The organism is Planococcus sp. 11815, assembly GCF_051096385.1.
GTDB lineage: Bacteria > Bacillota > Bacilli > Bacillales_A > Planococcaceae > Planococcus > Planococcus citreus.
This window is the reverse complement of record NZ_CP096991.1, coordinates 1,453,161-1,466,962: the sequence shown is the minus strand read 5'-3', so window position 1 is coordinate 1,466,962 and position 13,802 is coordinate 1,453,161. Positions and strand designations below refer to the sequence as shown.

Below are 13,802 nucleotides of genomic sequence, written 5' to 3'. Positions count from 1 at the left end.
GTTCAATTCAAGCGTTCGTTGATCATATCGTAGGCATAACGCGCCATTTCGTTCTTGTCATCCAATGTGTACGCACGCTGCAAATGGTACATGGCATCTTCCGTACGGTCGCTCGATACGGCATACAAAACGCCCAAGTTGTAATGGACGTCTGAGTTGTCGACATCGATTTCCAGCGCATAAACAAATTGTTCTTCCGCCATGTCAAAAAACTCAAGCGATGCCAATGCAATGCCGTAGCTGAGACGCGCTTGCAGGTCATTTGGATCCAATTCGACAGCACGCTGCAAATAAGGCAAAGCGAGCTTCGGCTGGTCGATGCGTTCGAAGCATTTGCCGACCATATAATGGGCATCCGATCCTTCGATGCCATTTTGGATCGCTTTTTCATATAGCTTCAACGCTTCTTCGTAGCGTTCCGCGTTGTAATAGAGATTCGCCAATCCGTAATAAGCAGTCGCCGACGTTTCATCGAGCGTCAAGGCTTTCTGGAAAAAGCGTTCAGCGCGCTCGGTTTCGTTCATCGACGCCAATACATGCCCGAAGTTGATATAGCCGAGCGCGTCTTCCGGCTGTTGTTCGATGGCGTTCGTGAATGCCTGGATAGCATCTTCCGCCCTGCCTTCTTGCAAGGCTTTGATGCCGATTTCGTTATAATTCATCGCCGATTCCCCCATTATCCTACATAGTCCAGCTGTGAACCGTTTTTGAAGACACGGTCGATCGTGCCGCCGCCGAGGCATTCGTCACCGTCGTAAAAAACGACTGCTTGGCCCGGTGTAATTGCACGGACCGGCTCATCGAATGTAACGACCGCTTCGCCGTCTTTCATATCGATTGTGACGCCGACGTCCTGCTGGCGGTAGCGGAATTTTGCTGTGCACTGGAAGCTCGCGGACGGTGCATCACCGGTTGTGAAACTCAAGTTGACCGCAGTCAAGCTATCGGAAAACAGTGCATCGTGGTGGATGTTCTGCCCGACATATAAGACGTTTTTCTCCAAGTCTTTCCCGATGACGAACCACGGGTCGCCCGCTCCGCCGATGCCGAGGCCTTGGCGTTGTCCGATCGTGTAATACATCAAGCCATCATGAGAGCCTTTTTTGACACCTTCCAAGGTTTCCATAGAACCCGGTTGAGCTGGAAGATATTGGCTGAGGAATTCCTTGAAATTGCGTTCGCCGATAAAGCAAATACCCGTCGAATCTTTTTTCGTCGCTGTCGCAAGTCCTGCTTCAAGGGCGATTTCACGCACTTCTTTCTTCTCGATCGCACCAAGCGGGAACATGACTTTCGACAATTGTTCCTGGTTCAGCTGGTTCAAGAAATACGTTTGGTCTTTATTATTATCGACGCCGCGCAGCATATGTGTGACGCCGCTTTCGTCCGTTTCGACGCGTGCGTAATGGCCGGTTGCGAGATAATCCGCACCGAGGCTCAAAGCGTGTTCAAGAAATGCCTTGAACTTGATTTCCTTATTGCACATGACGTCCGGATTCGGCGTACGTCCCGCTTTGTATTCCTCGAGGAAATACGTGAATACTTTATCCCAATACTGCTTTTCGAAATTGACCGCATAATACGGAATGCCAATCTGGTTGCAGACGCGGATGACGTCTTCGTAATCTTCCGTGGCGGTGCAGACGCCGTTTTCGTCGGTATCGTCCCAGTTTTTCATGAAGATGCCGATGACATCATAACCTTGTTGCTTCAATAAATAAGCGGCAACCGAAGAGTCGACCCCTCCGGACATGCCGACGACTACGCGTGTATCTTGTGGAGCTTTTGTTTCCATTTTTATTCACCTTTTCTATTTTTGCGCCAGGCGCTTCGTGATTTGAGCCGTTTTTCCGGCTGCTTGTGCAATATCCGTGGCGGTCAAGCCGATGCCGAAACTGAAACGGATCGAATTGCGCAGTTCTGCGGCATTTTGCCCGTACATCGCAACGAGAACGTGCGATGGGTCGATCGAACCAGCCGTGCACGCCGACCCGCTTGATGCGGAAATGCCGGACAGGTCCAAATTGACCAAGAACGATTCAATGTCGATGCCGTCCAAGGAGACATTGAAAATATGCGGCAATTGATCGGTGCCGTTCTCTTTAAAGTCGATGCTATTTTCCTTGAATTCGGCACGGAAAATTTCTTTGAATTCCGTGAACGCTTGGCGTTTATCTTCCATCGTTTCCTGTGCGATTTTCACTGCGCTGGCAAACGCCTGGATGGCCGGCACGTTTTCCGTTCCGGCACGGCGTTTGCGTTCCTGCTCGCCCCCGTACATCAAGGGCTTAAGCGGCGTGTTCTTGCGCTGGTATAAAAATCCGATGCCTTTCGGGCCGTTCACTTTGTGGGCAGAGACCGATAGCAAGTCAACGTTCAACTCATCCACATCGATTGGCAATAAGCCATACGCTTGTACCGCATCGGTATGGAAAGTGACATTCGTCCCTTTCAACAGCTCCCCGATTTCGGCAATGGGCTGGATCGTGCCGATTTCATTATTGGCGAGCATGACCGTCACGAGAATCGTATCATTCCGGAGCGCTTGTTTCACGTCTTCTGGCTTGACGCGGCCGGTTTCATCCACCGGCAAATACGTCACGTCATAGCCTTGTTTCGCCAATTCTTCACAAGCGTGAAGAACGGCGTGATGCTCGGCTTGAGTGGTGATGATATGGCGGCCTTCCTTGGCGCTGGCTGTACCGAAGATCGCCAAATTATCCGCCTCTGTGCCGCCGGATGTGAAGATGATTTCGTTGTCGTCTGCGTGGATGCTCGCAGCGAGCGTGCGCCGTGCTTCGTCCAAAACGCGCCGTGCATCACGGCCGGTCTGGTGAATGCTTGATGGGTTGCCGTAATGCTCACTTAAGGCTTTGGCGAACACTTCAGCTGCTTGCGGATGCATCGGCGAAGTAGCCGCATGGTCCAAATAGATTTGTTTCATGATTCATTAACTCCTTATATATAGAACATATAATGTTCGGTGTCGCCTTCTTCTGTCTGTGCCAAATCCTCGATCGTTGTCGTATCCAAGACGTTCTTCACGGCATCGCGTATGCGTCCCCATAATTCTCGCTGGGGCTGTTTTTCGTCTTCGATGCCTTCGACCGGCTGGATCGGCCCCTCGAGCACACGGATGACGTCTCCTGCTGAAATCTCTTTCGGATGCCGCGTCAGCATATAGCCGCCGTATGCGCCGCGCACGCTTTTCACGAGCCCCGAATTACGCAGCGGTGCCACGAGCTGTTCAAGGTAAGCTTCCGACAATTCATTGTCCGCGGCAATCTTGCGCAGCGGAACTGGGCCTGCCCCATATTGTTTTCCTAATGCAATCATAATTGTTAAGCCGTAACGGCCTTTCGTTGATATTTTCATCTAAAACTACTCCTCTGGAACCTAATCGTCAATTCTTCAAATAAGTATAGCATATCTTACTGTACATAGGCTTTCAATGACTTTCAGCGCACGATTCGCTATACTGATGGAATGAATAGACGGAAGGAGTTTTCCTCTTGCAAAATGAACCACTCGCTTTCCGCATGCGTCCGCGGACCATCGACGAAGTTGTCGGCCAAAAAGACGTCATCGGCCCTTCAACTGCATTGTATAAAATGATCAAAAGCGGCCATGTGCCGTCCATGCTCTTATATGGCGACCCAGGAATCGGCAAGACCTCGATCGCGCACGCCATCGCCGGCACTTCCGATCTGCCGTTCATCGCGCTCAATGCAACAACCTCCGGCAAGAAAGATGTCGAATCGGTCGTTCAAGAGGCACGCATGACCGGCAAGGTATTGCTGTTTTTGGATGAGATCCACCGCTTCAATAAATTGCAGCAGGACGCGCTGTTGCCGCATGTCGAATCCGGTTCGATCGTGCTCATCGGCGCGACGACCGAAAACCCGTTCCACGACGTCAATCCAGCGATCCGCTCACGCTGCGGCGAAATCAAGCAGCTCAAACGGCTGACGCAAGACGATATTGTCGAACTATTGAACAGCGCATTGGCAGATGAAAAGCGCGGGCTCGGCCGCGAAAAAATCCGAATTTCCAAAGAACAAGTCACCCGCATTGCCGAAGGGACGAACGGTGACGCGAGAAAAGCCTTGACGATGCTCGAATCGATCGTCATCGCGTCAGATGAAGAAGACGGCGAATATCTCGTTGATGACGGCATCATCGAACAGATGATCAAACGCGTCGGCGTATTCGGTGACAAAAAAGGGTCTCATTTCTTCAACCTGTTATCGGCTTTGCAAAAATCCGTACGCGGAAGCGATGTCAATGCGGCGATGTATTATCTTGCCCATCTGCTGGAAAACGGGGATCTTACTGCGGTGACGAGGCGCCTTCTTGTCATGGCTTATGAAGACATCGGTCTCGCCAATCCGTCTGTCGGCGGCCATGTACTCGCGGCTTGCCAGGCAGCGGACCGGCTCGGGTTGCCGGAAGCACGCATCCCGCTCGCCCAGGCGGTCGCCGAGATGTGCCTATCGGAAAAATCCAACTCCGCTTACCGCGCCATCGATGCAGCCACCGCTGCGATCAATAAAGGCCAGGTCGGGGACATCCCGCCGCATCTGCGCGATACCCATTACGCGGGCAGTGCCGAACTAGGGCACGGCGGCTATAAATATCCCCACGATACGCCGATCGGCTCATTCGGCGGCTGGGTTGACCAGGATTACTTGCCGAAAGAATTGAAAAAAGCGGAATTCTACAAGCCGGTCGTGGCCGGAGAAGAAAAGAAATTCGCGGGCATTTACGAAAAGCTGAAAGGCTTCCGCAAAAAATAATGCATAAAAACGGACGGAGAATGATAGCATTCTCCGTCCGTTTTTCTATAATCTATTGATTGACGCGCTGGATGTGAATCGATTTGGTGATTTGGTTGACAACCCAGCTCGCGGCGATCAAGCCGACCGTCGATGGCGTGAACGCGTTGGAAGATGGCGGCATCTGCGCTTTGCGGATTGCCGCGTCTTTTTTGCCGACGGTTTCGACGACATCTTCACGGACGACGATTGGGCTTTCATCTGAGAAGATGACCGGTACGCCTTTGCGGATGCCCGCTTGCTTCAGTTTCTTGCGGATCATTTTCGCCAAAGGGTCGGTATGGGTCTTCGAGATGTCCGCGATTTTAAAACGCGTCGGATCCGTCTTATTGGCGGCGCCCATGCTCGAGATGATCGGGATGCGACGGCTATAGCATTCTTTGATCAGATGCACTTTATAGATCAGTGTATCCGAAGCATCGATAACATAATCGGGTTTGTGGCTGAAAAATTCTTCATAGGTATCTTCTGTATAGAACATATGAAGTGTCACGACTTCACACTCCGCGTTGACATCCAGAATGCGCTTTTTCATGACTTCGACCTTAGACTGGCCAACCGTGGAAAGATTCGCTACCAATTGGCGGTTGATGTTGGTGATGTCGACGTCGTCTTTATCGACGAGGATGATTTTTCCGACGCCGCTTCTTGCGCAAGCTTCGGCTGCAAATGAACCGACTCCGCCGACTCCGAGGATGGCGACCGTCGAACCTTTAACCAGGTCCATTCCTTCTTTACCGATGGCGAGTTCATTTCTTGAAAATTGATGTAACATATTCACACTGCCTTTCAGATTCAATATTAAATAGGGATACTAGGGATTATACACATAGAAAATCCCTCCGGCAAATGCCGGAGGGATTTGGATTGCTTATGTAAGAAGAATCCCGATCGTGCCGTCCTTTGTGTTGCGCATCGTTTGAACCCGCTTATAGCAGGTGGGTGACCGCATCACCACTTATAACTTCCCGTTAAGGCATGTTAGCCATGGTGATATGTAGGTCTCCCGACGACAAAATGTTGGGTCAAAATCGAATTGCTAAAAACGAACACATCAGGATTCTCTCTACAAGTATAGTAGCATACCCGAAAAAGATGTACAAGTCTTTTACTCTGAATCTTTTTCACTATTCTGAATAGTTACCGCTAGGCTTAATTCTTCCAATTGGGCCGATGATACTGGACTCGGCGCTTCCGTCAGCATATCGCTTGCGGAAGCGGTCTTTGGAAATGCGATTGTGTCGCGCAAGTTGGTGCGCCCTGCCAATAGCATCACCAAACGGTCAAGTCCGAACGCAATGCCGCCGTGCGGAGGCGTCCCGTACTCGAATGCTTCAAGCAAGAAGCCGAATTGCTCCGTCGCTTCTTCTTTTGAGAAGCCGAGTACTTCAAACATTTTCTCCTGGATGTCGCGTTTGTAAATACGCGCCGATCCCCCGCCGAGTTCGTAGCCATTCAACACTAAGTCATACGCTTGTGCGCGGACGTTTTGCGGTTCCGTCGACAGTTTGTCGAGGTCTTCTTCAAACGGCATCGTGAACGGATGATGTGCTGCGTAATAACGGCCGTCTTTATCGTCGTATTCAAGCAGCGGCCAGTCGGTGATCCATAGGAATTTGAAGACCGATTGGTCGATCAAGTCCAAGTCTTTACCGAGCTTCATACGCAAGGCACCAAGAGCGTCCGCCACGACCGTTTTCGAGTCGGCGACAAACAATAGCAAGTCTCCTGCTTCCGCTTCAGCTGCTGTGATCAAGTTGTCAGCCATCTCGCCTTCGAAGAATTTGGCAATCGGCCCTTTGACGCCGCCTTCTTCCACTTTCAGCCACGCCAAGCCTTTCGCGCCGTATCGCGCAGCGAATTCGCCGAGTGCATCGATGTCTTTGCGCGAATAATTGGCGGCTTGCCCTTTGGCATTGATCAATTTGACTTGACCGCCAGATTCAACGGCTCCTGTAAAGACTTTAAATGCGGAGTCTTTCACCAGTTCCGAAACATCGGTCAATTCCATGCCAAAGCGGACATCAGGCTTATCTGAACCGAAACGTTCCATGGCATCCTGGTAGCCCATGCGCTCGAATCCTGCATCGATGTCGATGCCTTTGACATCCTTCATTACTTGGATCATCAAGCGTTCGTTCAATTCAATGATGTCTTCCATTGTCTGGAAGCTCATTTCCATATCGATTTGCGTGAATTCCGGCTGGCGGTCAGCGCGCAAATCTTCATCGCGGAAACAGCGTGCGATTTGGTAATATTTGTCTACCCCTGAAACCATCAGCATTTGCTTGAACAATTGCGGTGATTGTGGCAAGGCATAGAATTCGCCGTCGTGGACGCGGCTTGGCACCAAATAGTCGCGTGCGCCTTCCGGAGTGGATTTTGTCAAAATCGGTGTTTCCACATCCAAGAATCCTTCACTGTCGAGGAAATTGCGGATCGTTTTCGTAACGTCCGAACGCATTTTCAAGGTTTCGAACATCGCGGGACGGCGCAAGTCCAAATAACGGTATTTCAAACGCAGGTCTTCGCTGACATCCGTTTGGTCTTCGATCGCAAATGGCGGGTTTTTCGCGGCATTGATAATTTCCACATTATCCACCTGCACTTCGATTTTACCGGTTTTCATCGCTGCGTTCACTTGGCCTTCCGCCCGTTCGACAACCAACCCGTCGATATGGACGACAAATTCATTGCGCAATGATTCGCCGATTTTTGACGCTGTTTCCGAAATTTCCGGGTTGAAGACCACTTGGACGATTCCTGAACGGTCGCGCACATCGACGAAGATCAATCCGCCGAGGTCGCGGCGTTTGCGGACCCACCCTTTCAATGATACGCGCTGGCCGATTGCCGTTTCGTTCACTTCTCCACAATAATGTGTTCTCGACATATTTATTCCTCCAATGATTTCTTTTTCTGGATGCTTTCAGCCAATTCGCCGAATGGCACTTCCTGCTGGTCACGCGTCGCCATTTCTTTGACGGCCGCTTTGCCGCTCTCGAGCTCCGATTCACCGATGACGATGACAAAACGTGCCTTTTTGCGGTCGGCAGACTTCATCTGTGCTTTCATCTTGCGGTCAGTGAAATCCATATCCGCCGAGATGCCATTTGCGCGCAAGTCGCGGACAATAGATACGGCTTTCTTTTTCGATGCCGCATCCATTGCGATGACGTATGCATCAAGCGATTGGTCTTGTCCGATTTCCACTTTTTCCATTTCCAGTGCGAGCAATAAGCGTTCGATGCTCATCGCAAAGCCGATCCCCGGGGATTCCGGGCCGCCGAGGTCTTCGACTAGCCCGTTATAGCGGCCGCCGCCTGCAAGCGTCGTAATTGCCCCGAAGCCTTCTGCCTCGCTCATGATTTCAAAAGCGGTGTGGTTGTAATAATCAAGCCCTCTTACCAGGTTCGGGTCGACGACATAGCTGATGCCGAGTTCGTCCAAATAGTCCTTAACCTGCGTAAAATAAGCAGCCGATTCTTCGTTCAAATAATCTGCAAGAGAAGGAGCCGTCGCCATCAAGGGATGCTCGCGGTCCACTTTGCAATCGAGAATGCGCAGCGGATTCTTCTCCAGGCGATTTTGGCAATCGCCGCAGAATTCTTCAATCGACGGCGCGAAATGTTCGATCAGCGCTTGTTTATGCGCCAAGCGGCTTTCGGTATCGCCAAGTGAATTCAAGACGAGCCGCAAACTTTTCAGCCCGCTCGATTTATAGACGTCCATGGCGAGCGCGATGACTTCCGCGTCGATGGCAGGGTCTTTCGAGCCGATTGCTTCCACGCCGAACTGCACAAACTGGCGCATGCGACCGGCTTGCGGCCGCTCATAGCGGAACATCGGGCCGGTATAGTATAGCTTCACCGGCTGGTCAGGTTGGCCGAAGAGTTTGTGTTCGACATATGAACGCACGACGGATGCGGTTCCTTCCGGGCGCAATGTCAAAGAACGGTCTCCACGGTCCTGGAATGTATACATTTCCTTTTGGACGATATCGGTCGTGTCGCCGACGCCGCGCTGGAACAATTCCGTGTGTTCGAAAACCGGCGTGCGGATTTCCTTGTACTGATACAGGTTGCATAATTCATTGATCGTCCGTTCGACTTCCTGCCATTTGGCAGATTCTTGCGGCAGCACATCATATGTGCCGCGCGGTGCTTGGATATTGCCCATTTTCATCTCTCCTTTTCCATACAAAAAAGCCCCCGCCCCTTGCTTGCGCAAGGGACGAGAGCTAAAAATTAGCTTCCGCGGTTCCACCCTAGTTGACGCAACAATCTGCGCCCTCTCTGTCCGGATAACGGCCGGAACCGTCTTAGCCTAATAAGCGCAAGGCGCCGTTCAGTAAAGAACCTCAAGAGTGTTGTTCGTTGCAGATCTCTGCAGGAAAGCTTTCAGCCCAGGGCTTTCCCTCTCTTTTCAGTCGATGCCAGCAATTACTTTCTCCGTCTTCAGCAAAAATTATATAAGTAGAATAAATCAATCTTAATCAGCTGAAGAAATCTTGTCAAGCTTTTGCATACATTGCCTGATTTTTTTGATATTATGATGAAGATGAACTTAATTTAGGAGGCCCGCTATGCAACGACGATTATTACTCACCTTGCTGGTTTTCATTTTGGCCTTATCTGGCCCGATCCCATTAGCCGTTTCGAATCCTGCCCATGCAGATAACGGCGAGGTGTCCGCGACCGGCTCAACGGTCAACATCCGGACCGGGCCGGGTTTGAGCTATGAAGTGATCGGCTCGATGAAACAAGGTGACAAAGCACAACAAGTTTCACGCAGCGGCGATTGGATCGAGATCCGCCACGGCAATACAGAAGGCTGGGTCGCTTCTTGGCTCGTCAGTACAGAACAAGCACAAGAGGCATCAGCCCAAACCGCTGTATCTTCTGTCGACAGCTTGAACATTCGCGCGCAGGCAGATCTATCTTCCGCAGTGCTGTCGAAAATGAATGCCGGCGAACAAGCACAAGTGATTGCGAGCCACGGTGACTGGACAGAAGTCCAATTCCGCAATGTCCGCGGCTTCGTCTCGACACAATACATAAGCTTGACTGAGCAACAAGCCGCGTCTCCGGAAGACTCCCCTTCCGAAGAACCGGCAGAAGCGGCTCAAGCTCTTGAAAAACTGTCTTCATTCCGCATCGCGGTCGACGCACTGAATGTCCGTTCTGAACCGAGTTTAAACTCGGAAATCCAGGCCTCCGTTAAAGAAGGCCAAGTGTTCAACGTAAAAGGAATGGACGGCAATTGGGTCCAGCTTGAACTTGCAGAAGGTGAAACCGGCTGGGTCTACGCCTTCTACGGCGAATTGTCCGACCAGCCCGCACAACAAGCAAGCTCTACCGATGAACAAGTGACCGTCCTTACCGACGGCACGAATCTGCGCGCACAAGCGAACACCTCTTCAGAAGTGGTCACGCGGGCGGATGCCGGCATGCAGCTATCGGTCGCAGGCAAAGAAGGCCAATGGTATTTAGTGGCGCTTGAAGACGGTCGCCAAGCGTATATTGCCGATTGGGTCGTGCGCACAGGAACAGCCACTGAAACAGCCGAGGCCGAAAAAGAGCAACCGGCCAGAAAAGCCGGCACATTGAACGGCTTGACGATCGTCTTGGATCCGGGCCACGGGGGCAATGACGGCGGCACGGTCGGCGTCCGGAAAACGAACGAAAAAGACCTGACCTTGAAAACAGCTGAAATTTTGTCCCACCACCTGCGCTCTGCAGGGGCGGAAGTCGTCATGACAAGACAGTCCGATGTTTATGTCGACCTTCGCCACCGCGTTTCCGAAAGCCACCAAGTGGCAGCGGACGCTTTCATCAGCATTCATTACGATGCTACAGAAGACAGCAGCGTTTCCGGCTTCACTTCGTACTACCAGCATCCGTACCAGCAAAAATTGGCCGAGCACATCAACGGCGGTTTGGCTGGGAAATTGACGCTCGATGACCGCGGCGCGAGAAAAGGTAATTACCTCGTCTTGCGGGACAACCGCCAGGCTGCGGTGCTCGTCGAACTTGGCTTCCTCAGCAATTTCAACGAAGAACGCATCGTCTCGAGCGACCAATTCCGCGAACAAGCGGCACTTGGCCTATACAACGGCATCATCAGCTATTTCGATTCTGAATTAAGCGAATAAAATCGAATGCCCCGCTTCTCAAATGAGAAGCGGGGCATTCTTTGATAACAGTGGATTGGAATTTGACGTTAAAACTTCAAGGAACCATTTGCATGCACTTTATCCATCAAAAAAGAGGCAAGCAGCTCTGCTTGCCTCTTTCTCTCATTATTTCTTAGCCCTATCCGAATCGACAATGATGGTGACCGGCCCGTCGTTGACGAGCTGGACATCCATCATTGCGCCGAATACGCCGGTTTCAACCTGGAGGCCGTGGCTTACCAATTCCTCGTTGAATTTCAGCCATAACGGTTCCGCTTGTTCCGGGCGCGCCGCTTCAACAAAGCTTGGGCGCCGCCCTTTTTTCACGTCCCCGTACAAGGTGAACTGGGAAATCGACAGCACGCTGCCCCCCGCTTCCTCGATCGAGCGATTCATCTTGCCGTCTTCGTCTTCGAACAAGCGAAGCCCAGCAATTTTCTTGGCGGCATAAACTGCATCCGCTTCGCTATCGCTATGGGTGATGCCGACCAATAAAACATAGCCGGAATCGATTGCCCCTGTAATTTGCCCGTCAACGGTGACGGACGCTTTTTTTGAACGCTGCAATACGACTTTCATAGCTCCTCCTTAGTTCGTCACGCGTGTAACCGAATAAACGTCCGGAATTTGCTTGATGCGTTCCACGACACGGTTCAGGTGGGAGATATGCGGAATCATGATCGACAAATTGATCGTCGCGATCTTGTCTTTATCGGCACGCCCGCTGACGGCGGTAATCGTCGTCTTCGTCTCGCTGACCATGTGCATCACTTCATTGATCAAGCCGGTGCGGTCATATGCCTGCACTTCGATATCGATTTGATACGATTTATTTTCAGGCGAATCCGCATTTTCCCATTCGACCGGGATCAGCCGGTCGGATTCATCTGCCTGTATATTCGGGCAATCTGCGCGGTGAACCGAGACGCCACGGCCTTTGGTGATAAAACCGAGAATGGCGTCGCCCGGCACCGGGTTGCAGCATTTCGACAAACGGATCATCATATTATCGATGCCGCGCACGATGACGCCGGATTCCGTCTGTTTTTTCGGCTGATTGGATTTCATTTCCACGGTGATTTTTTCGATGGCTTCTTCCTGCTCACGCTTTTTGCGCTGGCGCTCCGCCAAACGGTTGACGACTTGCTGGGCAGTGATGCCGTTGAACCCGACAGCCGCATACATATCGTCTTCGCTGGCGAAATTGTATTTCTCGATGACGCGTTTAATGTTCTCCGCTGTCAGCACTTCTTTTTGGGTGAATTCCTGTGCTTTGATTTCTTTTTCGACGAGGTCGCGCCCTTTATGGACGTTGTCGTCGCGTACTTGCTTCTTGAAGAATTGCTTGATTTTGTTTTTTGCCTGCGTCGATTTGGCGATATTCAGCCAATCGCGGCTTGGGCCGACCGATTGCTTGGATGTCAAGATTTCGACAATGTCGCCGGTATGCAGTTCGTGATCGAGCGATACCATTTTACCGTTCACTTTTGCACCGATCGTCTTATTGCCGATTTCGCTATGGACGCGGTAGGCAAAATCGATCGGGCAAGAGCCGTCTGGCATTTCGATGACGTCGCCTTTCGGGGAGAACACGTAGACCATATCCGAAAACAAGTCGAATTTCAGTGATTCCATGAATTCTTCCGCATTGTCGGATTCGTTCTGGAAATCAAGGATTTCGCGGAACCACGACAGGCGGGAATCCACGGAACTGAGCGGCTTGTCGGAAGTCTTGCCTTCTTTGTAAGCCCAGTGCGCCGCGACCCCGTATTCGGCGATGCGGTGCATTTCTTCAGTACGGATCTGCACTTCCAAAGGATCGCCCTGCGGCCCGATGACCGTCGTATGGAGCGATTGGTATAAATTCTGTTTCGGCATAGCGATATAATCCTTGAAGCGCCCCGGCATCGGCTTCCATGTGGAATGGATGATGCCAAGCACCGCGTAACAGTCTTTGATGCTGTCGACCGTGATGCGCACAGCGAGCAAATCATAGATTTCATTGAATTGCTTGTTTTGCATCGCCATTTTCTTGTAAATACTGTAAATATGCTTTGGACGCCCGAATAGATCGGCTTCAATGCCAACCTCATCCAACTGGACGCGGATTTCGCCCATGACATTATTCAAATAATCTTCCCGCTCCGTGCGTTTTTTCTTCATTAGATTGACGATGCGGTAATATTGCTGAGGGTTCAAATAACGAAGAGCCGTGTCTTCAAGCTCCCATTTGATCGTATTGATCCCTAAGCGGTGTGCAATCGGCGCAAAGATCTCCAGTGTCTCGTTCGCTTTAATGCGCTGCTTTTCGACCGATTGGTATTTTAAGGTTCTCAAATTATGCAAACGGTCAGCCAGTTTGATGAGGATGACGCGGATATCCTGCGCCATCGCTACAAACATCTTGCGGTGGTTTTCCGCCTGTTGTTCTTCTTTCGACATATACTTGATCTTGCTGAGTTTCGTCACGCCATCGACCAATAATGCGACTTCCTCATCGAATTCTCGGACGATGTCTTCGCGGCTGACGTCGGTGTCTTCTACGACATCATGCAAAAAACCCGCTGCGACTGTGGCCGGATCCATCTGCAATTCTGCGAGGATCCCGGCCACTTGCACCGGATGCACAATATACGGTTCGCCGGATTTCCGGAATTGGCCATCATGGGCTTCATAGGCAAGCTGGTAAGCCTTCTTAATCGTTTCTACGTGCTCTGCATTCATATAGGACGCAACCATTTCGAATACATCTTCAACTGTTCTCACTTGATCTTTCGCCATAATTGCCCACC

The 13,802-nt window shown here is 51.2% G+C and carries 11 protein-coding genes, 1 other RNA gene and 1 other annotated feature; of the genes, 2 read left to right on the top strand and 10 right to left on the bottom strand.

The window, feature by feature from the left end:
• Positions 1-2: 2 nt before the first annotated feature.
• The 4 genes from M1Q06_RS07460 to cymR are packed head-to-tail and all read right to left on the bottom strand — an operon-like array spanning position 3 to position 3,375.
• On the bottom strand, positions 3-662 hold the full coding sequence (locus M1Q06_RS07460; RefSeq protein ID WP_274625120.1) for a tetratricopeptide repeat protein: 660 nt from the start codon (positions 660-662) through the stop codon (positions 3-5).
• A gap of 14 nt (positions 663-676) precedes the next feature.
• Entirely contained in the window at positions 677-1,795 is a 1,119-nt protein-coding gene (gene mnmA / locus M1Q06_RS07455; protein ID WP_434402562.1) for a tRNA 2-thiouridine(34) synthase MnmA, read from the bottom strand.
• Between the two features lie 15 nt (positions 1,796-1,810).
• A complete protein-coding gene (locus M1Q06_RS07450; protein ID WP_434402560.1) occupies positions 1,811-2,944 on the bottom strand; it encodes a cysteine desulfurase family protein in 1,134 nt (377 codons plus the stop codon).
• A gap of 14 nt (positions 2,945-2,958) precedes the next feature.
• Positions 2,959-3,375, bottom strand: a complete 417-nt coding sequence (gene cymR / locus M1Q06_RS07445; protein WP_058380971.1) for a cysteine metabolism transcriptional regulator CymR — start codon at positions 3,373-3,375, stop codon at positions 2,959-2,961.
• A 137-nt stretch (positions 3,376-3,512) separates the two neighbouring features.
• Here cymR and M1Q06_RS07440 point away from each other — a divergent pair, with 137 nt between their 5' ends.
• Entirely contained in the window at positions 3,513-4,796 is a 1,284-nt protein-coding gene (locus M1Q06_RS07440) for a replication-associated recombination protein A (RefSeq protein WP_434402557.1), read from the top strand.
• 52 nt (positions 4,797-4,848) lie between these two features.
• Here M1Q06_RS07440 and M1Q06_RS07435 read toward each other — a convergent pair whose 3' ends face one another.
• The 4 genes from M1Q06_RS07435 to hisS all read right to left on the bottom strand — a co-directional run bounded on the left by M1Q06_RS07435 (position 4,849) and on the right by hisS (position 9,014).
• Positions 4,849-5,610, bottom strand: coding sequence for a tRNA threonylcarbamoyladenosine dehydratase (locus M1Q06_RS07435; protein WP_434402556.1), 762 nt, complete (start codon positions 5,608-5,610; stop codon positions 4,849-4,851).
• Positions 5,611-5,715: 105 nt separating this feature from the next.
• Positions 5,716-5,899, bottom strand: a non-coding RNA gene (ssrS, locus tag M1Q06_RS07430) — 6S RNA.
• 44 nt (positions 5,900-5,943) lie between these two features.
• On the bottom strand, positions 5,944-7,728 hold the full coding sequence (gene aspS / locus M1Q06_RS07425; protein WP_434402554.1) for an aspartate--tRNA ligase: 1,785 nt from the start codon (positions 7,726-7,728) through the stop codon (positions 5,944-5,946).
• Between the two features lie 2 nt (positions 7,729-7,730).
• Positions 7,731-9,014, bottom strand: coding sequence for a histidine--tRNA ligase (gene hisS / locus M1Q06_RS07420; protein ID WP_121300088.1), 1,284 nt, complete (start codon positions 9,012-9,014; stop codon positions 7,731-7,733).
• Positions 9,015-9,061: 47 nt separating this feature from the next.
• Positions 9,062-9,302: a binding site (T-box leader), on the bottom strand.
• A gap of 118 nt (positions 9,303-9,420) precedes the next feature.
• On the opposite strand from hisS, the gene M1Q06_RS07415 reads away from it, so the two are divergent.
• The gene (locus M1Q06_RS07415; RefSeq protein ID WP_434402551.1) at positions 9,421-10,989 is read left to right on the top strand and encodes an SH3 domain-containing protein; all 1,569 of its coding nucleotides are present in this window, start codon (positions 9,421-9,423) and stop codon (positions 10,987-10,989) included.
• A gap of 147 nt (positions 10,990-11,136) precedes the next feature.
• Here the strand turns inward: M1Q06_RS07415 and dtd are convergent, their stop codons facing one another.
• Positions 11,137-11,589, bottom strand: a complete 453-nt coding sequence (gene dtd / locus M1Q06_RS07410) for a D-aminoacyl-tRNA deacylase (RefSeq protein ID WP_434402549.1) — start codon at positions 11,587-11,589, stop codon at positions 11,137-11,139.
• Positions 11,590-11,598: 9 nt separating this feature from the next.
• On the bottom strand, positions 11,599-13,791 hold the full coding sequence (locus tag M1Q06_RS07405; protein ID WP_434402547.1) for a RelA/SpoT family protein: 2,193 nt from the start codon (positions 13,789-13,791) through the stop codon (positions 11,599-11,601).
• Between the last annotated feature and the right edge of the window lie 11 nt (positions 13,792-13,802).

Coding starts and splice junctions, on each gene's coding strand:
- M1Q06_RS07460 (WP_274625120.1), bottom strand. CDS start 662: ATGAATTATAACGAAATCGGCATCAAAGCCTTGCAAGAAGGCAGGGCG.
- mnmA (WP_434402562.1), bottom strand. CDS start 1,795: ATGGAAACAAAAGCTCCACAAGATACACGCGTAGTCGTCGGCATGTCC.
- M1Q06_RS07450 (WP_434402560.1), bottom strand. CDS start 2,944: ATGAAACAAATCTATTTGGACCATGCGGCTACTTCGCCGATGCATCCG.
- cymR (WP_058380971.1), bottom strand. CDS start 3,375: ATGAAAATATCAACGAAAGGCCGTTACGGCTTAACAATTATGATTGCA.
- M1Q06_RS07435 (WP_434402556.1), bottom strand. CDS start 5,610: ATGTTACATCAATTTTCAAGAAATGAACTCGCCATCGGTAAAGAAGGA.
- aspS (WP_434402554.1), bottom strand. CDS start 7,728: ATGTCGAGAACACATTATTGTGGAGAAGTGAACGAAACGGCAATCGGC.
- hisS (WP_121300088.1), bottom strand. CDS start 9,014: ATGGGCAATATCCAAGCACCGCGCGGCACATATGATGTGCTGCCGCAA.
- M1Q06_RS07415 (WP_434402551.1), top strand. CDS start 9,421: ATGCAACGACGATTATTACTCACCTTGCTGGTTTTCATTTTGGCCTTA.
- dtd (WP_434402549.1), bottom strand. CDS start 11,589: ATGAAAGTCGTATTGCAGCGTTCAAAAAAAGCGTCCGTCACCGTTGAC.
- M1Q06_RS07405 (WP_434402547.1), bottom strand. CDS start 13,791: ATGGCGAAAGATCAAGTGAGAACAGTTGAAGATGTATTCGAAATGGTT.